Source organism: Paraburkholderia sp. MM5496-R1, from assembly GCF_050436205.1.
GTDB classification, from domain to species: Bacteria; Pseudomonadota; Gammaproteobacteria; order Burkholderiales; family Burkholderiaceae; genus Paraburkholderia; species Paraburkholderia tuberum.
Map to the genome: position 1 here is coordinate 1,000,313 of NZ_JBNDLT010000001.1, position 21,854 is coordinate 1,022,166.

Consider the following 21,854-nt stretch of genomic DNA (forward strand, 5'->3'; position numbering starts at 1 on the left):
GGTCGATCTCCGGTTCGGCTGCGGCGGCGTAACAGCCCAAAACCTGTAAATAACAGATACAGTCTATACTCTGTATTTAGCAAATACAAGCTAGAGACTGTTAATGACGAGCACGTACGCATTTGAAACGGCGTCCCGTCACGCTACTCATCACGCAACTAACGGTCAACCGCGCACCGCCACCCCCTTCGCTGCTGCGCAGCCCCTGCGCCGCAGGCAACATGTGATCCACCGAAAATAAAGATGATCGACAAACGCAACCATAAAATCGCATCTTTTTCACTGCTGGTTGGTGCTGCCATCAGAAGAAGCAACGCCTCGACCGGAAATAGATAAATCCGAATCGTTTTCGATTGACGATCTAATCAGGAAGCCGAACATTCAGGCAAAACAAAAGCTGTTTTCGCATTGCGTGGCCAGAATACTGAATGGCCGTCGATAACGAATCGCTAGCAATATCACGGGCGCTCAAATCGAGCGCAGGATAGCTGACGAGTGTCGACGCGCATTGCATCGTATCCTTTCGCTTGCCGAATGAAATTTGACACAAATGTCACGCGCCGCGCATCGAGAGGAAACGGGCTTGGAAATTACAGAAAAGGCTGTAGACTCTATAGCGTGTATTACGCGGCGAGGCCGACACGAGTCCAATCGTTGCGCGCATACGGCATGTGTGCAAATCACTCCAATCCGCCATGAGATTTTCCGCCATCAAGGTGTCTATTCGCTGATACGACCCAACGCCAATAGAAGCCGAACCGGCGAACCACGCCGACCGGTGAACCTGAAAGGAGATTCGACGAGACACACAGACCATTCTTCCAAATAACGCGATCGACGCCGCCGGATGCGGTCGCCGGCGGGCCGCTGGAGAACATAACTTCTTTGGAGTATGTGATGGCAAGCAAACCACAATGGCGAACGCTGTTATCTCTGACTTTTCTATCGCTGGCAATGATGGGCAACGTGGCGCGTGCGGAGAGCATTCCAATTGTCACAGGCCAGCAATGGATGCAGTCGACCGATGAGCAGAAGAAAGCGTATCTGGTCGGCATCTCGAATTTGATCGACGTCGAGCGCGCCTATGCCGGCAACATGGCGAACAGCAATGACATCGCACAGCGCTTCGGCAAGGGCATGCAAGGCCAGACACTGGACAGCGTGCGTCAAGGCCTCGACGGCTACTACGCCGCCAATCCCACGATGATCCAACACCCGGTGATCGAGACCCTCTGGTTTCAGATGGTCATGCCCGGCCTGAAGAAAAATCAGTAAGGAGAACGATCATGAAACGACTTGGGTGGATCGTCAGTATTGGCGCACTGGCTGCGATGATCGGTTGCACGGACATGAGCCCGCAGACGCAGGGAACGGTGAGCGGCGCGGCACTTGGCGCGGGCGCCGGTGCGGGCATCGCGGCGATCTCCGGCGGCGATGCGTGGACCGGCGCGATCATCGGCGGCGCGGCGGGCGGCGTGGCCGGCAATATCCGCGGCCGTCAGTAATTACCGGCGAGCAGGCAAGGCTGGGGCGCGACCTGGGTCACGTCCCGGTTTCGTTACTGAAGCACACGGCCCGATCAGGCCTTGATCAGGCATTCCACGGCCGTCGAGTGAAGCGATTTCCGAGGCGTCGCTGAAGGACCGTTCTTCCATGGGGCACCTCTCCCTTCTCCGCGATGCCGTATGCATTCCGTGCCATTTTCCTCACGTCGAATGTCAAGTAGCGAAGCGAATGGGGCGAATTCATTCGCGCTCGCGACATCGCGCATCCCCAGTTCGTCATGAAAATCATCCGTTCATACTCGAGCCGCTGTCGACGTCGCGTTGCCCTCCCGGCCGACAAAGTTTGAACCGGTGATTAAAAGCCCTTAGGATATCCACATCGGAAGCCGCCGCGATGGCGGCATGCGCACACCACGCAGAGAGCAGTCTGCGCGCGGTGCAACCTTCATCTCATCAAGAGAACACGAATGCTGCGCACGTCACTGAAGGTGATAAAGATAAGTGCATGGGTTCTGGTGCTGCTGGCGGTGCTCGCATTGGGGCTACGCGCGTGGTATTCGCAGCGCGGGCCGGAGCTGTCGGTATGGCACACCTATGTGCCGCGCGAAATGACCGTCGAGGAAATGGACACCGCCGACTGGAACGCATACATCAAAGCGGAAAATCGGATTTTCGACGACGTGCGCGTCAATGTCGTTGAAAAGCTGCGGCCGTCCGAGCGCATTCCGGCGAACCGCTATTACGAGGGCTCGCCGATTTTTCCGTGGCATTTCGCCGAAAACTGGAATCACTCGTACATTCTCGAGCCGTCGGGGCCACCCGTCGGCGCGGTCGTGCTGCTGCACGGCATGACGGATGCGCCGTACAGCATGCGGCATATCGCGCGTCGATATCGTGATCGCGGTTTCGTCGCGATCGGCATCCGCTTACCCGGACATGGCACGGTGCCGGCGGGGCTCGTCGACGTGCACTGGCAGGACTGGACCGCGGCCACTCGGCTCGCGGTGCGTGAAGCGCGCCGTCGCGTGGGGCCGGACAAGCCGATCGAGCTGGTCGGGTTTTCGAACGGCGGCGCGCTCGCACTGCAATATGCGCTCGACGCGATCGAGAATCCCGCGCTCGCGCGTCCGACGCGCGTCGTGCTGATCTCGCCGATGATCGGCGTCACGCGTTACGCACGCTTTGCCGGTCTCGCCGGATTACCCGCGGTGCTGCCGGCCTTCGCGCGCGCCGCTTGGCTCGGCATCGTGCCGGAGTTCAACCCGTTCAAGTACAACTCGTTTCCGGTGAATGGCGCGCGACAGTCCTTTCTCCTCACGAGCGTGATTCAGGATCAGATTGCGCGGCTCGAGCGCGAGAACCGGCTCGATAAGTTGCCGCCTATCCTCACGTTCCAATCGGTGACGGATTTCACGGTCAGCACGCCAGCGGTGATGTCGGCGCTCTACGACAAGCTGCCGGAGAACGGCAGCGAAATCGTGCTGTTCGACGTGAACCGCAGCGTGCGCTTCAGGACCTTCCTGCGCTCCGCGTCGTACACGGCGCTCTCGCGCCTACTGCGCATCGGTCCGCAGAACTATCGCACGACGGTGATCACCAACGTGTCGCCGGATTCAGCGCATACTGTCGAGCGCAGCGTTTATGCGGGCGAAGTGCAAACGCGTGTCAAGCCGCTGGATATCGACTATCCGCAGGATATTTTCTCGTTGTCGCACGTCGCGATTCCATTCCCGATCACCGACGCGCTGTACGGCATCGCGCCGGACGATTCGGAGAACTTCAACGAGCACCTCGGCACGCTCGCGCCGCGCGGCGAACGCGGCACACTGATTTTGACGCTCGATTCGATGTTCCGCATCGCGTCGAATCCGTTCTTCCCGTATCTGCTGCAGCGTATCGACGAAGGCATCGGCAAGATGCCGCCGCCGGTCGTCAAGTCACCGCCGCGCACGCATGAAACCGCCGACGGTCCGCCCGACGATTTCCCCGAAAATCTGAATGCGCTCGAGCAGGTCGGCTCGGACGAGCCTTGAAATCTCGATGCTTTGAATCAAGCTGACGGCAATTGCACTGCCACCCTCGCGAGATGTGACCAGACGGCCCGCACCTACCGCGGGCCGCCTGCTTTTCGGCTCGAAGATCGACGTTACGGCTGATACGACGAATCGACGATCGTCCACAGCGCCGCTTTCGGCTGCAGGTTTGCATCGAACGGCAGCGGCAGGTTGTTGCGCGGCACCGGCGTCGACGTCAGCCACGTGTGCTTGTCCGAATAGCCCCAGAACGTGACCGCCTTGATGCTCGGCTCCTGCTCGAACAGAGCGAACACGGCGCGATAACGCTCGGCCTGCGCGCGCATGATGTCGTTCGGCACTGGATGCCCGAGGTCCGGCAGACATGCATGCGGATCGCTCCAGCATTCACCGGGATCGGCATAGAGACTCACGTCGAGCTCGGTCACCTGGTTTTCGAGGCCGAGCGCGGCGACGTCGTCGAACGCCTGCTTGATGTTCGGCAGCGGCGGCCAGTTTACGCCGATATGCATCTGATGCCCGACACCGTCGATCGGCACGCCCTGCGCGCGCAAATCGCGAATCACCGCGAGCAGCTTTGCGCGCTTGCGCGGATCGTCGGTGTTGTACTCGTTGATATAGAGCTTCACGTTCGGGTCCGCCGCGCGCGCCGCGCGGAAGGCGATCGCGATGTAGTCCTTGCCGAGCGTCCGATACCACGGACTGTCTTCGCGATACACCTGATGCGGATCGTCGCTGATCACTTCGTTGACTACGTCCCACGCGTAGACCTTGCCTCGGAAGTGTGTGACGACGTCGGTTACATATCGATCGAGCCGCTTCGCGACGATGTCGTGATAGAGCGGATCTTTCGGATCGCCGGCGAAGAACCAGTCCGGCGCCTCGGTCCAGTCGCCGGCCTTGAAGTGCCACAAGAGCGTGTGCCCGCGCACCGCAATGCCGTGCGCTTGCGCGAACGCGACGATCCTGTCGGCCGGTTCGAAGTTGTACTTGCCTTCCGCGACGCCGATCGTGCCCGGCTTCATCTTGTTCTCGGCGGTCAGGCTCGAGAACTGGGCGGCGACGAGCGCCGCGTCGGCGGGACTGTCGATTGAATCAGGTTCAATCGCCGCGCCGACCTTGAAGTGCGCGGCCATCACACTGCGCAATGGCGGCAGCGCTTCAGCGGGCGCCGCGGCGAGCGGCTGGCCGTCATGAGCGACGGCGGCCTGGTTGTGCGCGCAGCCTGCGGTTGCGAGCGCGCAAACGGCGACGGCTGCGCAGAGCATGCGCATTGAAGTCCTCAAAGGACGCACTCCTGGTCTCCTTGTGACGCAATGCCGGTTCGGATGTCTTCTCTAACTATGTTTACCGTTACCGGTAACAGCGAAGATGTTAAGCAGCCTCTGTCAGCCCCGCTATGAGGGATTTACCTGACATATCGACGAGACATGGATGGTGAATCAGCGTCGAGTCGACCGGCTTGACACGGCGTGGGTTGAAAGCGCTTTCAGATGGGGATTGCACGAAACCGCCGCGCGGCTAACGGCGCGAAACAGGGCGCCAGTCACTGAATCCCAACTGGCGAGACAGAAAAACCGAATCCGTTCAACGCGCGGGTTTGCTTCAATCGTCGTCCGCGCCGCGATTCAGTTTGATTTCAATGCCCGTTCAGCGAGCCAGCGTCGGGCGAGAGCCGGTTGTCCACCGAGGTGACACCCGGTACCGACATCGCACTCTGCTCGGCACGCGCGACATGGTCCCGCTCGGGCACCCATCCGAGCAGCGTGATCTGCCCCGAGTGGGCAAAGACGAACACATGTGACATCCCGACTCCGCTGTGCGCCTCCGCGACCCGCACGCTATGGGCGAGTTGTTGGTCGGTGGCTTGCGAATCCTGGGCATGGGCCGCCGGCGCTATTGCGCTTGAAATCAGCAGCGCGAGTGTAGAAACAAGGGCTGTTTTCACGATACCTCCTTAGAGTGCCAAGGTGTGCCGGCAAAATCCGCCGGCAAATCTTCCGGTTCGACTCGATGCGAGGCGTCGGAAGTGCACTGGACAAAATCCTCATTTCACTGCATGCGTCGCGGTTATCGCGGTTGCGCGCCGAGGTTTGGCCAGTCGGGGCGATGGGCGGTCGTGCCGTCGCCCGCAGAAAAGTTGCAAGGGCAGCGTGTTCGAGCGGGACGTCGCATGTGCGGCGTGGCGGGGGAACAGCGAGAGCCGGGGATGGAAGCTGGTTGGAGCGTTCGTATTGGAGCGCGAGAGCCAGACGGATGCGCTGACAATCCCGCACTCAGCCTGCTACGCGGCTGAGCCCGGCTCGTTGCCCGACATCGTATGCATTGATGATAGTCGCTAATGTCCACCACTGCTGGCGGCTCCTGCGCCAGTTCGTCAAGCCCAAACGGGCAATGCAAGCGAGGCGGCTCGTTGCATCTTCGCAACATCAAGCGCGAAATTTTGCTTGCATTCGAGCGCGTCTTCCTCGTTAAGCAAGCGCTGAGCGACGCTCGAGACGGATTCGCCCATCGTTTCGGTGCATGAGTTCAAACGGATTTCCGACGCTTGTGACCATCACGTAATGGTCACAAAGCAGGGCGCTACTGCGGGATCGTCCGGCGCGCAACTGTTATCGATAACAGCGTTTTCCCTGAGCAGTTAGTTTGATGCGCGGCGCAAGGCCATCCCTATAATCGCCTCGAAATGTGAAGCGAATAAGTAGCGAACATTTCGGCAAGAGGGAAAACGTGTGAGAACGCGTGCGTCCTGTGCGGCTTGGAGACGCCAAAATATATATATAAGGAGATCTAAATGAAGAAGAAGCTTATTGCTGTGTCGGTGATGGCAGCCGCGACGACGGTGGCCCATGCGCAGAGCAGCGTCACGTTGTACGGCCGTATCGACAACGGCATCCAGTTTGAAACCGGCCTCCCGGGCGGCCACGCGTGGTCAGCGCAAAGCGGCGATTGGGGTTGCTCGTGGTTTGGCCTGCAGGGCGCCGAAGATATCGGCGGCGGCACGAAGACGGTCTTCCAGCTCGAAGGACAGCTCAACACGATGACCGGTGCATCGGCCGGCAATCTGTTCGGCCGCCACGCGACGGTGGGCCTGACGAACGACCACTGGGGTTTGTTCAAGATCGGTAACCTCGGCGCCGGCGAACTTTCGCAGGACAGCTGGGGCACCGACCCGCAGGTGATGCAGCGCTACGCGATCTCGACACTGGTGCGCGGTCGCAACTGGGCGAGCACCAGCAACGGCGCGGAGTACAACTCGCCGGTGCTGTTCGGCGGCCTCGTGCTGAAGGGCCAGTATTCGCTGACCAACAACACGAGCTGGAACTCGGCGCCTGTCAACTCGGCTGGCGTGCCGACCGGCCAGGGTCGTACGAACGCGGTCGAAGGTGTGTACACGTGGGGCAACGGCGACGTCCGCGTGATCTATGACGAAGTGCGCGGCGCCAACGGCTCGTTCAACAACGTCTACTCTGCTTCGCGGATGGCCCTTGTCGGCGGCACGTACGTGCTAGGTCCGGTCAAGCTGTACGCGGGCTACCAGCACCTGAGCGCGCCTGACGCGACCAACGCGAGCGTGGGAGTAACCGATGCGTCGCAGCCTCTCGGCGTGAGCGCGCCGACCAGTGTGAACCACGAATGGGTCGGCGCTGCATGGCAGGTCACGTCGCCCACGCTGTTGACGGCTGCGGTCTACCACGCCAACGCGAACAACGGCAACGGCAATGGAACGCTGTTCACGCTCGCCGCGACGTACGCGCTGTCGAAGCGCACGTTCCTGTACACGGAAGCCGGCTACGTGCACAACAGCTCGACGTCGAACCTGAACCTCGGCAACGGGCCGTACGGCAACAACAACTTCGATGCGGTGACGGGCACGTCGTCGAACAGCAACCCGAACTATGGTCATAGCCAGACCGGCGTGTTCGCCGGGATCATGACCTCGTTCTGAGTTGAGGTTGCCTGATCAGCAATCGCAGTGATCTCTTTGTTTCAAGGACTGTTTATTTCTCTTTCATAGAGAGGCCGGTGCGACGCCTCCTCCACCCTCGTCGCATCGGCTGCTTTTTCTTTGTTTCGAATTCATCACCGGACGTAGTGCGCCTCTTCATATCTGAGAGCGCTTTCATCACGGGATTCAGGCAGAACTCATGACCCACGACGGCTCCAACGATAAACCCGGCGCGCCCAAGGTATCCGACGTACCCGCTGCGCCCAACGTGACGCTCGAAGCCATCGCGCGCGCGGCCGGTGTTTCTCCGAGCACCGTATCGCGGATCCTGAACGGTTCTGCGCGCGTGCTTCCCGCCAAGCAGCAGGCGGTGGAAGCGGCGATCGCGCGTTTCAACTATCGGCCGAACGTGCTCGCGCGCAGTCTCGCGAGCGGGCGGACCGAAACGATCGGCGTATTGACGCAGGCGGTGTCGAGCCCGTTTTACGCCGAGTGGCTGCGCGGCATCGAGGAGTCGTTATACGAACCGGGCTTTACGCCGATCTTCGTGAGCAGCCGCTGGAACATCGACGACGAAAAGGCGCGCCTCGAGCAGTTCATCGCGCGGCGCGTCGATGGAATCATCTTGCTGCACGCGCAACTCGATGAGTCGACGTTGACCGACTACTCGCGGTACGCGCCAATGCTCGTACTCGGCCGCTCGGTACACAACAGCGCGACGCTCGCTGGCCTGCCGATCGACAACATGCAGGGCGCACGCGACGCGACCCATCATCTGATCGAGCAAGGCCATCGCGAGATCGCCTTCATCGCCGGGCCGGCAAGTCACGAGGATGCGATCGAGCGCCTCGTCGGCTACCGGACCGCGCTCGAGGAAGCGGGCATCGGCTTCGATGCCGATCTCGTCGAGCAGGGCGATTACCTCGAAACGGGCGGCGTCGCCGCGATGGAGCGCCTGATGGCGCGCCATCCATCGTTCAGCGCGGTGTTCTGCGCAAACGATCAAACCGCGTACGGCGCGCGCCTCGCGATGTTCCGCCGCGGCGTGCGGGTGCCGGACGACGTGTCGCTGGTCGGCTTCGACGATTTGCCGACATCGTCGTACATGACGCCGCCTTTGACGACGGTCCGCCAGCCGACTTACGAAATCGGCCGCCTCGCCGCACAGGGCATCGTGCAGATGATCCGCAAGCAGTCGATCGCGCTAAGCCCGATTCCGCTCACGCTCGTGACGCGTGAAACCACGCGGCGAATCACGCCACCGGTAAAACGGGGGGATACGCGTACGTAGCGGTTGTTTTTTCGCCTCAACGTGAAAGCGCTTTCAGGTATCGGCAGTCAAGCAGAAATTCAGCGGCGCATTCAGCGCCAGGCAAAGCAGCACCGAGCAAAGCAGCACCGAGCAAAGCAGCAACAAAGACAACAGGGGAAGTAGGTCGCAGCAACCGGGTATTCATCGAATGCAATTCAAACAGGGTTCTTCAGGAGACGAGTAATGAAATTCCGCTTTTCAGGCTCTGCCACCGCCGTTCTGCTCAGCCTGGCCGCAGTCGGCGCGCACGCCAACACCACGTTGACGGTCGCGGTCTTTCCGAAGCTGGATCAGGAAATCAAGGACGCGCTTCCGGCGTGGAAGAAGCTGCATCCGGACGTCGACATCAGGGTCTCGTCGCTCGCGATCGCCGATCACCACAACGCAATGACCACCGCACTCGCGACGAGCTCCAATCTGCCCGACGTGATGGCGGTGGAGGTCGGCTTTATCGGCCGCTTCGCCTCGGGCGGCGGTCTCGAAGATCTGTCGAAGGCGCCGTATAACGCGGGCCAGTACAAGAGCCAGTTCATCAACTACACGTTCGCGCAGGCGACCACGCAGGACGGCACGATCGTCGGCATGCCGGCCGATATCGGTCCGGGCACGCTGTTCTATCGCAAGGACCTTCTCGACAAGGCGGGCGTGACCGAAGCCGACCTGACGAAGTCGTGGGACTCGTACCTGGCGGCCGGCGTGAAGATCAAGAAGGCGACGGGTGCGTACCTGATGGCATCGTCGCGCGATATCGAGGACATCTACATTCGCGCCGACCTGAAGGAAGGCGATGGCGTGTACTTCGACAAGGCCGGCAATCCGGTCGTCACGTCGCCGCGTTTCGTGAAGGCGTTCGAGCTCGCGAAGAAAGCACGCGACCTCGGTCTCGACGCGAAGATCACGCCCTGGTCGAACGAATGGGCCGAAAGTTTCAAGCGCGGGACCGTCTCGACGCAGATGATGGGCGCGTGGCTCGGCGGCCACCTGTCGTCGTGGATCGCCCCGGACACGAAGGGTCTGTGGCGCGCGGCCAATCTGCCGAACAACGCGTACGCATCGTTCGGCGGCACGTTCTACTCGATCCCGGCGAAGGCGACGCAAAAGCCGATGTCGTGGGAATTCATCAAGTTCCTGACGACGCGCCAGGACACGCAGCTCGCATCGTTCCGTTCGATCGACGCATTCCCCGCGCTGCTTGCCGCGCAGAACGACACGTTTTTCGCGGAGCCGGTCGCATTCCTCGGCAACGAGAAAGCGCGTCTGATCTGGCGTGACGCAGCCTCCCACATCCCGGCGATCCAGCGTAGCAAGTACGACCAGGTCGCCGAGGAAGCGGTGCATTCGGCCCTCGACAAGGTCGTCGACGACGGTGCAGACGTGCATACGGCGCTCCAGGAAGCGCAGGACCAGATCGCGCATCGGGTCCGCCGCTAAGCGGTATCGATGCAAGGTCGCGGCACGCTGCGTGCCGCGACCGAAGTGTGTCGCAGTGCGCTGCAAGTCTGCTGCAAACAGCGTGACCGGTCATCGATCCCGGCTACGCCCGACTGGACGGAACTATTGATGAACACCCCGCTGCCCACGACCCCAGAGGTCGCCCGCGATGCGCGCGCGCGCGACGTGCCGAGCTCGCCCGCGCCGTTCGCCGCGCCGCGCAGAACTTCGCGGCTCGATCCGGTGAAAGTCGCACCCTACCTGTTTCTCGGTCCATTTTTCCTGCTGTTCGCGCTATTCATGGCGTTCCCGCTGCTGTTTTCGCTGTACCTGTCGTTCCAGAGCTGGGACGCGACGGCGGGGCTCGCGAGCATGAAGTGGGTGGGTCTGTCGAACTTCACGTTCACGCTGACCGACCCGTGGTACTGGAAGTCGCTGTACAACACCGCGTCGATGGCGATCATGTCCGGCGTGCCGCAGCATCTGGTGGCGCTGCCGCTGGCATTCTTTCTGCAAACCGCGTTTCGCCGCTGGCGCAACCTGGTGGTCGGCCTGTACTTCCTGCCGTTCATCACGTCGAGCGTCGCGATCGCGCTGATCTTCTCGTCGCTGTATTCGACCGACTTCGGCATGATCAACCTCGCGATCGCCGAGCTCGGCAGGCTGCCCGGCCTGCACTGGATCGTCCCTGCGCATCCGATCGAGTGGCTGTATAACCCGAAGAACGTCAAGCCGGCGGTGTCGGTGGTGATCTTCTGGCGCTATGTCGGCTGGAACACGGTGCTGTATCTGTCGGCGCTGCAAACCATTCCGAAGGACCTTTACGAGGCCGCGCGCATCGACGGCGCGAACGGCTGGCAACAGTTCACCCGCATCACGATTCCGCTGATCAAGCCGATGATTTTCTTCGCGGTCACGCTGTCGATCATCGGTGGGCTGCAACTGTTCGAAGAGCCGTTCATCCTGCTGCCGAACGAAGGCATGGGTACCAGCCAGTCCGGTCTGACGACGGCCGTCTATATGTATCGCACCGCATTCCACGACGGCGATTTCGGCACCGCGAGTTCGATCGCATGGCTGCTGTTCATTTCGATCGGCGCGTTGATGTGGTTGAACACGCGGATCTTTCACCGCAGCGGCATGAACGAGGAGACACAGCGATGAAATCGTCGAGCAACAAGGGCCGTTATATCGGCTACGCGATCGTGGTGGTCGGCGCGCTGCTGATGTTCTCGCCGTTCTACTTCATGTTCGTGTTCGCGACGCACACGAGTTCCGAGATTTTCTCGATGCCGCCCCCGCTGTGGTTCGGCAGCGCGTTTCTCGACAACATGGCCTCGCTGATGCGGCACATTCCGTTCTGGCGCAATCTCGGCTGGAGCTTCTATACGGCCACGATGCAAACCGTGCTGACGCTGCTCGTCACGTCGATGGCCGGCTACGCGTTCGCGATGTACGAATTCCGCTTCAAGAAGACGCTGTTCGCGATCGCGCTGACCGCGATGCTGGTGCCGCCGTTCCTCGGCATGATTCCGACCTTCATGACGATGAACCTGCTCGGCTGGATCGATCAGCCGCGCGCGCTGTACGTACCTGGCGCGGCCGCCGCGCTCGGCGTGTTCCTGATGCGCCAGTACGTCGCGGCGGCGATTCCGTCCGAGCTGATCGAGGCGGCGCGCATCGACGGCTGCAGTGAATTCCGCATCTACTGGAGCATCGTGATGCCGCTGCTGGGACCGGCGCTGGGTACGCTTGGACTGATCAGCTTCATTCAGGCGTGGAACAACTTTCTGTCGGCGCTCGTCGTGCTGCGTTCGCCGTCGATGTACACGCTGCCGCTCGCTCTGCGCATTCTGCAAAGTCCGACCAATTCGGATTGGGGCGCGGTGATGGCGGGCTCCGCGGTCGCGGTGCTGCCGTTGCTGGTGCTGTTCGCATTCACCTCGCGGCGTCTGATCGACGGTCTGACGACCGGCGCGGTCAAGGCTTGAAATTCTCTCTTTCATTTTTCACGCCCTCGCGGGCGTGACACTCAGGACAACATCATCTATGTCGACGTATCGATTCAACGAAGACTTCGTCTGGGGCGTCGCCACCAGTTCCTACCAGATCGAAGGCGCAGCGCATGAGGACGGCCGCGGCCCGTCGATCTGGGACGCGTTCTGCAACGTGCCGGGCAAGGTCGTGAACGGCGAGAACGGCGATGTCGCATGCGATCACTATCACCTGGTCGAGGAAGACCTCGACCTGATGGCCGAACTCGGGGTCAAGGCTTATCGCTTTTCGATCGCCTGGCCGCGCGTGCAGCCAACTGGCCGCGGCGCATTCAACGACAAGGGCCTCGCGTTTTACGAGCGCCTCGTCGACGGTTTGCTCGAGCGCGACATCCAGCCGTTCGCAACGCTGTATCACTGGGACCTGCCGTTGTCGCTGCAGCATACGCAAAACGGCTGGGAAAGCCGCGACACCGCTTATCGCTTCGCGGACTACGCGAGCAAGATCGGCAGCGTGCTCGGCGATCGCGTTGCATCGATCGCGACGCACAACGAACCGTGGTGCACCGCGTGGCTCGGCAACGCAACCGGCTATTTCGCGCCGGGCAACGCCGATCTGAAGAAGGCCGCGCATGTCGCGCACCATCTGCTGCTGTCGCACGGTCTCGCGTTGCAGGCACTGCGCGCCGATGGCGTGAAGGCGCCGCTCGGCATCGTGCTGAACCAGTCGCCGGCGCATGGCGCGACGGATGCGCCCGACGATCAGGCCGCCGCGTCGCTCGAATACGCGAAGTTCGTGCGCTGGTACATGGACCCGCTGTTCAAGGGCGAGTATCCGGCCGAGGCGCTGGAATGGTATGGCGCGAACGGTCCGCAAGACGTGATCCGGAGCGGCGATTTCGACGTGATCGGCACGCCGATGGACTTCCTCGGCGTCAACTACTACACGCGGATCTTCGCGAGCGCATCGGGCGAGAAGCGTGCGCCGGGCGCGCTCGGCTTCACCGACATGGATTGGGAAGTCTATCCGCAAGGTCTCACCGAATTGCTGACGCGCATCAACGCCGACTACAAGCTGCCGCCGATCTACATCACCGAGAACGGCTGCGCGGCGAAAGACGTGCTCGATAACGGCCGCGTGCACGACGCCGAGCGCGTGCGCTTCTACGACCTGCATCTCGCCGCCTTGTCGGACGCGGTGAAACAGGGCGTCGACGTGGCGGGCTATTTCGCCTGGAGCCTGATGGACAACTTCGAATGGGCGTCGGGCTACGACAAGCGCTTCGGCATGGTCTACGTCGACTACGCGAGCCAGGAGCGCACGCTGAAGGACAGCGCGTTGTGGTATCGCGACGTGATCGCGCAACACGCCGGCGTCGCGGCCGTGCGCTGAGGCGCACGCCCGGCGACGGGCGCATCGAACCTCGCGTGGCGCGGCAGTAGTTCGGCAGTGGGATAGCGTCACGCGGGGTCTGCAAGTACAAGGATCGAGGAGGAGGCATCAAATGGGCGAACTCGTATTGCGCAACGTCACGAAGACGTATGGCGAAGGACCGCAGGTGATCCAGGGCATCGACCTGCACATCCCGGACGGCCAGTTCACGGTGTTCGTGGGACCGTCGGGCTGCGGCAAGTCGACGATGCTGCGCATGATCGCGGGGCTCGAGTCGGTGACGGGCGGCGACATTCTGATCGACGGCGTACGCGTCAACGATCTGCAGCCCACGGACCGCGGCATCTCGATGGTGTTCCAGAGCTACGCGCTCTACCCGCACATGACGGTTGCGGAAAACATGGGCTTTTCGCTGAAGCTGTCGGGCAAGTCGAAAAAGGAAGTGCGCGAGGCGGTGGGCCGTGCCGCCGAGATCCTGCAGATCACACATCTGCTGGAGCGCAAACCGAAGGCGCTGTCGGGCGGCCAGCGCCAGCGCGTCGCGATCGGACGGGCGATCGTGCGCAAGCCGCGCGTGTTCCTGTTCGACGAACCGCTGTCGAATCTCGATGCGGCGCTGCGCGTGCAGATGCGTATCGAGCTCGCGAAGCTGCATCGCGAACTCGGCACGACGATGATCTACGTCACGCACGATCAGGTCGAGGCGATGACGCTGGGCCAGCAGATCGTCGTGTTCAACAAAGGCCGCATCGAGCAGACCGGCGCGCCGCTCGACCTGTATGAGCGGCCGTCGAACCGCTTCGTCGGCGGCTTCATCGGCTCGCCGCAGATGAACATGCTGGCCGCGACGCTGGTGTCGCGAAGCGATGCGCAAACCGTCGTGGCGCTCGCCGGCGCGAGCCAGCGCATCGTGCTGCCCGGCCGGCTGGCGCAGCCGGTCAGTGGCGAGTTGACGCTCGGGGTGCGCGCCGAGCATCTGGGCATCGGCTCGCTCGACGAAGGTCTCGCCGCGCGTGTCGAACTGGTCGAGCATCTCGGCGACGTCTCGATCCTGCATGCTCGACTCGATGGCATGGCGCACGCGATCGCGCTGAAGCTCGACAAGAAGGACGCGCAGCACGCGGTCGGCGCGCGTGTCGGGATCAAGGTGGCGTCGTCGTCGGTCACGCTGTTCGATGCGAACGGCGCCGCGGTGAGCCTCGCGCGACCCGAAGTCGGCGAGGACGTCGGCGCGGTGGTTTGACAGGCCGATGTCGGCGAGTGAGCAACGGTAAAGCCGCGCGAATCGTTGCATGCGTGGATCCTGCATTTCGATGCGGAGCCTTCATCAGGACCCCCTGCATCGAACGACGAAGATTGACGCAAGCAGCGATGACGTTAGCCAGTTCGCATTAAATATTACGTAGTACTTTCGACGCCTTGCATCGAGCTTTCTCCTTGCCGGGCTTGATTTAGAGGGTCCAGTCGAGGGGTCGGATAGTGGTTCGGAGCTTAGGTAAACTCCGCATGGCGGCCGCGAACCTGCGCCATTAACATCCGCTAACGTTAAGGGTAACGTTAAGCAAGTTTGCATCTATTCGAAGATCTATAACACGGGGCAAAACATTGCAAGCCAAGACGCGCCGCGCCGCTATCCGGCACGACCCGGTATGGCCAGAGCGGTCTGTGTAAAACCAATTGATTAGGTGAAAGTGCAGCGGTTGCGCGCAGGAATTGGCGCGACCGTTGCAGGCTGTGTCGCGGTTACGCTAGTTGTCGCCGCGAATTGGATTGGAGCTCGAGGGAGCTCCTGGCAGTAGGCTGGGAAGCAACGACTGAGAGCAAGGTTGATAAAGAATGTCGGGCACGCATCGCGGGTGTTCGCCTGCGGGCGCACCGGCCCGATACAAAAAATACCGTTGGATTTTTGCTGGGTGGAGAGCGTCATGGAAAAGCGAGTATCTAAAGCCATTTTCAAGTCCCGGGCCTGCGAGCTGTTCCGTCAGGTCGAGGCATTGGGCGAAACCGTGGTCGTCACCGACCGCGGGCAACCCACCATCGAAATCCGGCCGTATCGCAGCAAGCAGGAAAACCCGCTCGAGCTGCTGCGCGCGTCGATTACGCATTTCAACCTGAAGCACGCGTTGCAGCCTGTCACTGCCGAGCAGGACGAGTAATGATCACGCTCGACACGCTTGCCCTCGTGTGCTGGCTCGGCAGGCAAAAAGCGCTGAGCCAGGCCGCGCACGATGCGATCGATCGGGAGCTCGCCGGCGGCGAGATCCTGATTTCGGCAATCAGTGCGTTCGAAATCGCGGAGTTCGTGAAGGTCGGCAGTCTCGGACTGTCGATGGACGCGCGCAGCTGGATGTCGACGTTTCTGTCGCTCGACGGCGTGCGGATGATTCCGGTCGACACCGAGATCGCGTTTCGCGCGGCCACGCTGCCGCCCACGCTCGCCTTGCATCAACGCCTGATCGTCGCGACCGCGCGCACGCATGGCGGCGCGCTCGTGACTTCGGATGCGAAGGTGCGCGCGTCGACTTACGTCGAAACGATCTGGTGACGGCCGCGGCGCTGCCTGGTGCGGACTGGGCCGGTGGAATCGCGCACCACCAGTTCCGCCGGCAGCGTGATGCGTTGCGAAGCGGCGTCGATCCCGGCGATCTGCGCGAGCAGCGTGTTGACCGCCGAGCGCGCCATTTGCTGGAACGGCTGGCGGATCGTGGTGAGCGCCGGGTGAAACTGCTCGGACATCGGGATGTCGTCGAAGCCGATCACCGAGATGTCGTCCGGCACGCGCAGACCCGCTTCGCGGATCGCGGCGATCACGCCGAACGCGCTCTGGTCGTTGGCCGTGAAGATCGCGGTGGGCGGCTCGGCGAGGTTCAGCAGGTCGAACGTGACGTCGAACGCCATCATTTGCGACAGGTCGCCCGCGGCGACCAGCGAGTCTTCGCGTGGCAGGCCGAGGCGAGCCAGCGTGTCGTGATAGCCGCGTTGCCGGTCGCGCACGCCTTCGATCGTTTCGTCGCCGGCCAGAAACGCGATGCGCTTGTGACCGAGCTCGGCGAGGTGCTCGACCGCGAGACAGGCGCCGCCGTAGTTGTCGACCGACACCGACGGGAAGCCCGTCAGCGTGCCGCGCTGATCGACGACGACGACCGGTACCTTCGCGGTGGCGAGCGCCTCGAGGCACAGCGACTCGCGCGGAAGAATGGCGAGGATACCGTCGGAGAATTGCTGGATGAGCCCAAGCAGGTCGTGATGCGTATGACGATCTTCGTCGAACACCGTGTAGACCAGCATCTCGCAGCCCGCGCCACGCGCCGCGCGGCCCGCGCCGAGAATCAGTTCGCTGGAGAATTGCGTGTCGAGTGTCGGCGTAATGATGCCGATGATGCCGTTGCGGCCGCCCGACAGTTTCTGCGCGGTGCGGTTGACGACGTAACCGATGTCCGACGCGATTCTCAGGACTTCGTCGCGGGTTTCGCGCGACACGCCGGGACGGCCGTTGAGAGCGCGCGACGCGGTCATCTGGGACACCCCGGCAAGCTTGGCAACGTGCTCAAGCGTTGGGGTCTGTCTTGCCATGCGGGTCGAAGGTGTGCGAGAGGTCATTGGATGGGTCGACTCGCTAATCGCGTTAGCGATAACGTTTATGTAGTCGTTATTCTAGCAGAACCCTTTATATTTCAGCTTTCCCGCAATCGGTCCATCTTATCCGGCAGTTGCGTCGCAGCGCGCCGGGACCAGGTAAAATCCCGCATAGCCTTACTTCACGCATCGACCTAACATTCACTAACGTTAAGGCTAACGTTAATGTTTCGGTGATTTCTTATAAATCCAGAAGAGGGGACACACCCATGGCGTACCCGGCTTTGTTTAAAGCGCGGTCCATCATCGGCGCGACGGCGCTGCTGTTTTCGTTGTCTGCAGTTGTTTCGAACGCCGTAGCGGCGGACTCCAAGACGATCACGGTATGGGACCAGCAGACCAATGCGTCGTCGAGCAAGATCATTCGCGACGCGTCGGATCGATTCGAAAAGGCGGTTCCGGGCTACAAGGTCGAGAATTCGCACGTCCTGAACGAGGCGTACAAGACTAAGCTGAAGGTCGCTTTCGGCGCGAACCAGCCGCCGTGCGTGTTCGAGAACTGGGGCGGCGGCGGGCTGCACGAGTACGTGAAATCCGGCCAGATCGCCGACCTCACGCCGTACCTGGAGAAGGATCCGGCGTACCGCAGCCGCTTCATGCAAGCGTCGTGGAATGTCACGACGTTCGACGGCAAGACCTACGGTGTTGCCGCCGAAAACGCGGCGGCCGCGGTGATCTTCTACAACAAGGAAGTCTTCAAGAAGTACGGCATCACGCCGCCGAAGACGTGGGATGAACTGATGCACGTCGTTGAAGTGCTGAAGTCGCACAACGTCGCAGCGTTCTCGCTCGCGAACAAGAACAAGTGGACCGGTTCGATGTACTACATGTACCTCGTCGACCGTATCGGCGGTCCGCAAGTCGTGAAGGACGCGATCGAAGGCAAGGGCAAGGGCTTCGAAGATCCGGCGTTCATCGAAGCCGGCAAGCGCATTCAGGAACTCGTGAAGGCTGGCGCGTTCGCACCGGGCATCAACGGTCTCGATTACGACTCGGGCGCCTCGCGCCGCCTGCTGTACACGGGCAAGGCTGCCATGGAGCTGATGGGCGCGTGGGAAGCTTCGACGATCGCAAACGAAAATCCGACGTTCTCGAAGGACCTCGACTTCTTCGCGTTCCCGAGCGTGCCGGGTGGCAAGGGTGATCCGCGCGACCTGATCGGCACGGTCGGCGACGGCTTCCTCAGCATCTCGACCGAGTGCAAGACGCCGGACGCAGCGTTCAAGCTGATCCAGGCACTGACCGACGAGCAGGCGATGCAGGCTCGCGCGTCGGATGACCACAAGCTCCCGCCGGTCAATCACGTCAGGATCGACGATCCGTTCACGCAGCGTCTGCAGCAAATGCTTGCCGCCGCTCCGAGCGTGCAGCTCTGGTACGACCAGGCACTGCCGCCGGCCCTCGGTGAACTGCACAAGGACACGACGCAAGCACTGTTCGGTCTGTCGCTGACGCCTGAGGCTGCTGCGCAGCAAATGGAAGCCGCTTCGAAGAAGGGCGGCTGATCTCCAGTCCTAAAGAAAAGTCCGACCGGCACCGCGAGGTGCCGGTCGGCATACAAGCCCGTGAATATCGCACTTTCCGCTACACCCGAACGCCGGCTGAGATTTTCATCGCAAACGCTCGTCACGGTTGTGTTTCTTGCGCCTTCGCTGCTGCTGCTGGCCGTGTTCCTGCTTTATCCGCTCGTCTCCAGCCTGCGGCTGTCGCTGCTCGACTGGAACGGCCTCGGCAACACTGCCCGTTATATCGGGCTCGCGAACTGGGCGCGGCTCGCGCACGACATGGTGTTCTGGCAATCGCTGAAGAACAACGTGATTCTTGCTGTCGCGTCGATCGTCGTCCAGCTTCCGATCGCGCTCGCGCTCGCCGTGCTGCTGGAGAAGGCCGGTCGTGGCTCGCGCTTGCTCAAGGTTCTCTATTTCCTGCCGCTGCTGATGTCGAGCGTGGCGATCGGTGTGCTGTTCAAGCAAATCTACGATCCGAATTTCGGTCCGATCAACGTCGCGCTGCAGGCATTCGGGCTTGATGGCCTCGCGAAGGACTGGCTGGGCGATCCGCATTTTTCGCTGGCTGCGACCATCGCCGTGATCATCTGGCAGAACGCGCCTTTCTACATGATTCTGTTTCTCGCCGGCCTCTCGTCGATGCCGGCCGAGGTCAACGAGGCTGCGCTCCTCGACGGCGCATCCGGGTGGACCATTTTCTGGCGCATCAAGCTGCCGCACCTGCAAGGCACGGTGCGCACCGCTGTGCTGCTGTCCGTGCTCGGGTCGCTGCGTTACTTCGATCTCGTCTTCGTCATGACCGGTGGCGGCCCCGAAGGCTCGTCCGAGGTGATGGCCACCTACATGTATCGCACGGTGTTCAGTTCGTTCCAACTTGGCTACGGCAGCACCATCGGCTCGGCGATGTTCCTTATCGTCATCACGGTGGCGGCGGTGTCGATGTACTTCACCCGCCGTTATGCAACCGAGGTCTGAACCATGAACAAGAAACTACGCTTCCCCCGCCTGGGGGTTCCGCTGCTGGCACTGATCTGGCTGGCCGTCACGACGATTCCGTTTCTCTTTATGGTCGCATCGAGCTTCAAGAGCCAGGAAGAGACCTTCGCGACGTCAGTGTGGGCGCTGCCGAGCCACCTGTATTGGGGTAACTACGCGGCTGTGCTGCAGGGGCCGTTTTTCACTTATTTCCGTAACAGCGTGTTCACGGTGGGCGTGTCGGTGCTGCTGATCGTCATCATCAGTGCGATGGCGGCCTACGTGTTTGCGCGCTTGCGCTTCTCGCTGAACAAGACGCTGTTCGGTCTGGTGGTCGCCGGCATGATCGTGCCGCTGCATGCGACGCTCGTGCCGATCTATCTGCTCACGCGCAACCTCGGCCTGTACGACACCGCGTTCGCGCTGCTCGGCCCTTATGTGGCCCTCAGTCTGCCGGTGTCGATCTTCATCCTGACCGAGTTCATGCGCCAGATTCCGCGCGAGCTCGAAGAAGCGGCGCAGCTCGACGGATGCAGTCCGTTCCGCATCTTCTGGCGTATTTTCTTCCCGCTTTCGGCACCGGGGCTCGCCACTGTGACGATCTTCAACGGCATTGGTCTGTGGAACGAGTTCATCTTCGCGTACATGCTCACGTCGACGGCCGAGCACCGTACGCTGCCGCTCGCGATTTGGGACTTCATGGGGCAATACGCGTCGAACATACCCTCGATGCTGTCTGTCCTCGTGCTCACGTCGCTGCCGCTGATCGTTGCCTACGCGTTCGGTCAGGAGCGCGTGATCAAGGGGATGATGGCCGGCTCGCTCAAGGGCTGATCCGCATCGCACACCACCTCGAATCGTGCGGGCCAAAGTGGCCCGCACACCGAACTTCGCATAAACGATATGGCAAGCATCTCTCTCACTAACGTACAGAAGTCCTATACGAGCGGTAACTCGGTGATCCGCGACGCCAACCTCGAAGTCGGCAGGGACGAATTCTGCGTGTTCCTCGGGCCGTCGGGCTGCGGCAAGTCCACGCTGCTGCGCATGATCGCCGGTCTCGAATCGATCACCGACGGCGAACTGCGCATCGACGGTCAACTGATGAACAACGTCGAACCCGCGAAGCGCCAGGTCGCGATGGTGTTCCAGAACTACGCGCTCTATCCGCATATGAGCGTGTACGAGAACATGGCATTCGGCCTGCGTCAGGCGAAGGTCGATAAGGCCACCATCGACAAGAAGGTGCGCAGCGCCGCTGCCGCGCTGCAACTCGACAGCTACCTAGAACGTCGCCCCGCTGCGCTGTCCGGCGGCCAGCGCCAGCGCGTGGCGATCGGGCGCGCCATCGTGCGCGAGCCGGGCGTGTTTCTGTTCGACGAGCCGCTGTCGAATCTCGACGCCGCGCTGCGCGTGCAGACGCGCACCGAAATCGCCCGTTTGCATCGCGAGTTCAACCGCGCGAGCGCGGTGTACGTTACGCACGACCAGATCGAAGCGATGGCGCTCGCCGACAAGATCGTGCTGCTGCACGCCGGCGCGGACATGGAAAAGCACGGCAGCATCGCGCAGATCGGCGCGCCGCTCGATCTGTACCACCGGCCGAAGAGCCGCTTCGTCGCAGGCTTCATCGGCTCGCCGAAGATGAACTTCATGCCGGCCACGGTGCTCGCGGTCGACGACAAGGGCATTCAGGTCGAGCTGACCACGGGCGAGCGCGTACGCGCCGAGGTCGACGGCCGCAGGCAAAGCGTCGGTTCGCAGGTCACGCTCGGCATCCGGCCGGAGCACCTCGCCCTGCCATCGGCGCAGGCCGGCGTGCAGACAATCCGCTGCGCCGTGCGCCTGGTCGAACGGTTGGGCGAGCACAGCTACGTGCATGTGGACGGTGGCGTGCGCGACGGCAACACGATGATCGCCAAGCTGCCCGGCGACGGTGGCGTGACGCACGACGAATGCGTCGAACTGGCGTTCGCACCGCACGCGTGCCACGTGTTCGACGACAAGGATTTCGCGCTGCCGCGTCTGCACTGATCCGCTTGCGATCGCGCTGCTTGCACGACGCGAGCAAGCGCGGTCCCATTGCATCGCGTCGCTAGACGCGACGAACGACCCGTA

General features: G+C 61.9%; 19 protein-coding genes. 16 read left to right on the top strand and 3 right to left on the bottom strand.

The features are described from left to right. Positions 1–897 precede the first annotated feature (897 nt). The 3 genes from OKW38_RS04965 to OKW38_RS04975 all read left to right on the top strand — a co-directional run bounded on the left by OKW38_RS04965 (position 898) and on the right by OKW38_RS04975 (position 3,538). Complete coding sequence (locus OKW38_RS04965; RefSeq protein WP_090810644.1) at positions 898–1,275, top strand: hypothetical protein; 378 nt, start codon at positions 898–900, stop codon at positions 1,273–1,275. A gap of 11 nt (positions 1,276–1,286) precedes the next feature. Continuing rightward, positions 1,287–1,505: a YMGG-like glycine zipper-containing protein gene (locus tag OKW38_RS04970; protein ID WP_018422694.1), complete on the top strand. Its 219-nt coding sequence runs from the start codon at positions 1,287–1,289 to the stop codon at positions 1,503–1,505. A 467-nt stretch (positions 1,506–1,972) separates the two neighbouring features. After that, a complete protein-coding gene (locus OKW38_RS04975) occupies positions 1,973–3,538 on the top strand; it encodes an alpha/beta hydrolase (RefSeq protein WP_429332592.1) in 1,566 nt (521 codons plus the stop codon). A 113-nt stretch (positions 3,539–3,651) separates the two neighbouring features. Here the strand turns inward: OKW38_RS04975 and OKW38_RS04980 are convergent, their stop codons facing one another. Then, entirely contained in the window at positions 3,652–4,812 is a 1,161-nt protein-coding gene (locus tag OKW38_RS04980) for an endo-1,4-beta-xylanase (protein WP_429360259.1), read from the bottom strand. Positions 4,813–5,177: 365 nt separating this feature from the next. Then, entirely contained in the window at positions 5,178–5,486 is a 309-nt protein-coding gene (locus tag OKW38_RS04985; RefSeq protein WP_187616500.1) for a BON domain-containing protein, read from the bottom strand. An 846-nt stretch (positions 5,487–6,332) separates the two neighbouring features. On the opposite strand from OKW38_RS04985, the gene OKW38_RS04990 reads away from it, so the two are divergent. From OKW38_RS04990 to OKW38_RS05030, 9 genes are all read left to right on the top strand, one after another. Then, positions 6,333–7,487 carry a porin gene (locus tag OKW38_RS04990; RefSeq protein WP_090810635.1) on the top strand — a complete coding sequence of 385 codons (1,155 nt, stop codon included), beginning with the start codon at positions 6,333–6,335 and terminating at the stop codon, positions 7,485–7,487. A 199-nt stretch (positions 7,488–7,686) separates the two neighbouring features. Continuing rightward, positions 7,687–8,778 (top strand): LacI family DNA-binding transcriptional regulator, encoded by a 1,092-nt coding sequence (locus OKW38_RS04995; protein ID WP_429332588.1) that lies wholly within the window; start codon positions 7,687–7,689, stop codon positions 8,776–8,778. A 204-nt stretch (positions 8,779–8,982) separates the two neighbouring features. Further along, entirely contained in the window at positions 8,983–10,230 is a 1,248-nt protein-coding gene (locus tag OKW38_RS05000) for an ABC transporter substrate-binding protein (protein ID WP_429360261.1), read from the top strand. A 129-nt stretch (positions 10,231–10,359) separates the two neighbouring features. After that, positions 10,360–11,394: a carbohydrate ABC transporter permease gene (locus tag OKW38_RS05005; RefSeq protein WP_429360263.1), complete on the top strand. Its 1,035-nt coding sequence runs from the start codon at positions 10,360–10,362 to the stop codon at positions 11,392–11,394. Further along, complete coding sequence (locus tag OKW38_RS05010) at positions 11,391–12,221, top strand: carbohydrate ABC transporter permease (protein WP_184023565.1); 831 nt, start codon at positions 11,391–11,393, stop codon at positions 12,219–12,221. The genes OKW38_RS05005 and OKW38_RS05010 overlap by 4 nt, the downstream gene beginning before the upstream one ends. A 58-nt stretch (positions 12,222–12,279) precedes the next feature. Further along, positions 12,280–13,617, top strand: a complete 1,338-nt coding sequence (locus OKW38_RS05015) for a GH1 family beta-glucosidase (protein WP_429360265.1) — start codon at positions 12,280–12,282, stop codon at positions 13,615–13,617. A 112-nt stretch (positions 13,618–13,729) separates the two neighbouring features. After that, a complete protein-coding gene (locus OKW38_RS05020) occupies positions 13,730–14,860 on the top strand; it encodes an ABC transporter ATP-binding protein (RefSeq protein WP_429360267.1) in 1,131 nt (376 codons plus the stop codon). Positions 14,861–15,443: 583 nt separating this feature from the next. Then, the gene (locus OKW38_RS05025) at positions 15,444–15,773 is read left to right on the top strand and encodes a type II toxin-antitoxin system Phd/YefM family antitoxin (protein ID WP_409259442.1); all 330 of its coding nucleotides are present in this window, start codon (positions 15,444–15,446) and stop codon (positions 15,771–15,773) included. After that, the gene (locus OKW38_RS05030; RefSeq protein ID WP_090810623.1) at positions 15,773–16,162 is read left to right on the top strand and encodes a type II toxin-antitoxin system VapC family toxin; all 390 of its coding nucleotides are present in this window, start codon (positions 15,773–15,775) and stop codon (positions 16,160–16,162) included. Before OKW38_RS05025 ends, OKW38_RS05030 begins: the two co-directional genes overlap by 1 nt. Here OKW38_RS05030 and OKW38_RS05035 read toward each other — a convergent pair. Further along, the gene (locus tag OKW38_RS05035) at positions 16,141–17,217 is read right to left on the bottom strand and encodes a LacI family DNA-binding transcriptional regulator (RefSeq protein WP_429360269.1); all 1,077 of its coding nucleotides are present in this window, start codon (positions 17,215–17,217) and stop codon (positions 16,141–16,143) included. The two genes, OKW38_RS05030 and OKW38_RS05035, sit on opposite strands and share 22 nt — an antisense overlap. A gap of 245 nt (positions 17,218–17,462) precedes the next feature. On the opposite strand from OKW38_RS05035, the gene OKW38_RS05040 reads away from it, so the two are divergent. From OKW38_RS05040 to OKW38_RS05055, 4 genes are all read left to right on the top strand, one after another. Then, positions 17,463–18,758 carry an extracellular solute-binding protein gene (locus OKW38_RS05040; protein ID WP_429360271.1) on the top strand — a complete coding sequence of 432 codons (1,296 nt, stop codon included), beginning with the start codon at positions 17,463–17,465 and terminating at the stop codon, positions 18,756–18,758. A gap of 60 nt (positions 18,759–18,818) precedes the next feature. Continuing rightward, a complete protein-coding gene (locus OKW38_RS05045) occupies positions 18,819–19,736 on the top strand; it encodes a carbohydrate ABC transporter permease (protein WP_429332580.1) in 918 nt (305 codons plus the stop codon). A 3-nt stretch (positions 19,737–19,739) separates the two neighbouring features. Further along, positions 19,740–20,570, top strand: coding sequence for a carbohydrate ABC transporter permease (locus OKW38_RS05050; RefSeq protein ID WP_429360273.1), 831 nt, complete (start codon positions 19,740–19,742; stop codon positions 20,568–20,570). Positions 20,571–20,639: 69 nt separating this feature from the next. After that, complete coding sequence (locus OKW38_RS05055) at positions 20,640–21,770, top strand: ABC transporter ATP-binding protein (protein ID WP_429360275.1); 1,131 nt, start codon at positions 20,640–20,642, stop codon at positions 21,768–21,770. The last annotated feature ends 84 nt before the right edge of the window (positions 21,771–21,854 follow it).

Bases quoted from the DNA above. Each gene is read 5' to 3' on its own strand.
- OKW38_RS04965 (WP_090810644.1), top strand. From the start codon at position 898: ATGGCAAGCAAACCACAATGGCGAACGCTGTTATCTCTGACTTTTCTA.
- OKW38_RS04970 (WP_018422694.1), top strand. From the start codon at position 1,287: ATGAAACGACTTGGGTGGATCGTCAGTATTGGCGCACTGGCTGCGATG.
- OKW38_RS04975 (WP_429332592.1), top strand. From the start codon at position 1,973: ATGCTGCGCACGTCACTGAAGGTGATAAAGATAAGTGCATGGGTTCTG.
- OKW38_RS04980 (WP_429360259.1), bottom strand. From the start codon at position 4,812: ATGCGCATGCTCTGCGCAGCCGTCGCCGTTTGCGCGCTCGCAACCGCA.
- OKW38_RS04990 (WP_090810635.1), top strand. From the start codon at position 6,333: ATGAAGAAGAAGCTTATTGCTGTGTCGGTGATGGCAGCCGCGACGACG.
- OKW38_RS04995 (WP_429332588.1), top strand. From the start codon at position 7,687: ATGACCCACGACGGCTCCAACGATAAACCCGGCGCGCCCAAGGTATCC.
- OKW38_RS05000 (WP_429360261.1), top strand. From the start codon at position 8,983: ATGAAATTCCGCTTTTCAGGCTCTGCCACCGCCGTTCTGCTCAGCCTG.
- OKW38_RS05005 (WP_429360263.1), top strand. From the start codon at position 10,360: ATGAACACCCCGCTGCCCACGACCCCAGAGGTCGCCCGCGATGCGCGC.
- OKW38_RS05010 (WP_184023565.1), top strand. From the start codon at position 11,391: ATGAAATCGTCGAGCAACAAGGGCCGTTATATCGGCTACGCGATCGTG.
- OKW38_RS05015 (WP_429360265.1), top strand. From the start codon at position 12,280: ATGTCGACGTATCGATTCAACGAAGACTTCGTCTGGGGCGTCGCCACC.
- OKW38_RS05020 (WP_429360267.1), top strand. From the start codon at position 13,730: ATGGGCGAACTCGTATTGCGCAACGTCACGAAGACGTATGGCGAAGGA.
- OKW38_RS05030 (WP_090810623.1), top strand. From the start codon at position 15,773: ATGATCACGCTCGACACGCTTGCCCTCGTGTGCTGGCTCGGCAGGCAA.
- OKW38_RS05035 (WP_429360269.1), bottom strand. From the start codon at position 17,217: ATGACCTCTCGCACACCTTCGACCCGCATGGCAAGACAGACCCCAACG.
- OKW38_RS05040 (WP_429360271.1), top strand. From the start codon at position 17,463: ATGGCGTACCCGGCTTTGTTTAAAGCGCGGTCCATCATCGGCGCGACG.
- OKW38_RS05050 (WP_429360273.1), top strand. From the start codon at position 19,740: ATGAACAAGAAACTACGCTTCCCCCGCCTGGGGGTTCCGCTGCTGGCA.
- OKW38_RS05055 (WP_429360275.1), top strand. From the start codon at position 20,640: ATGGCAAGCATCTCTCTCACTAACGTACAGAAGTCCTATACGAGCGGT.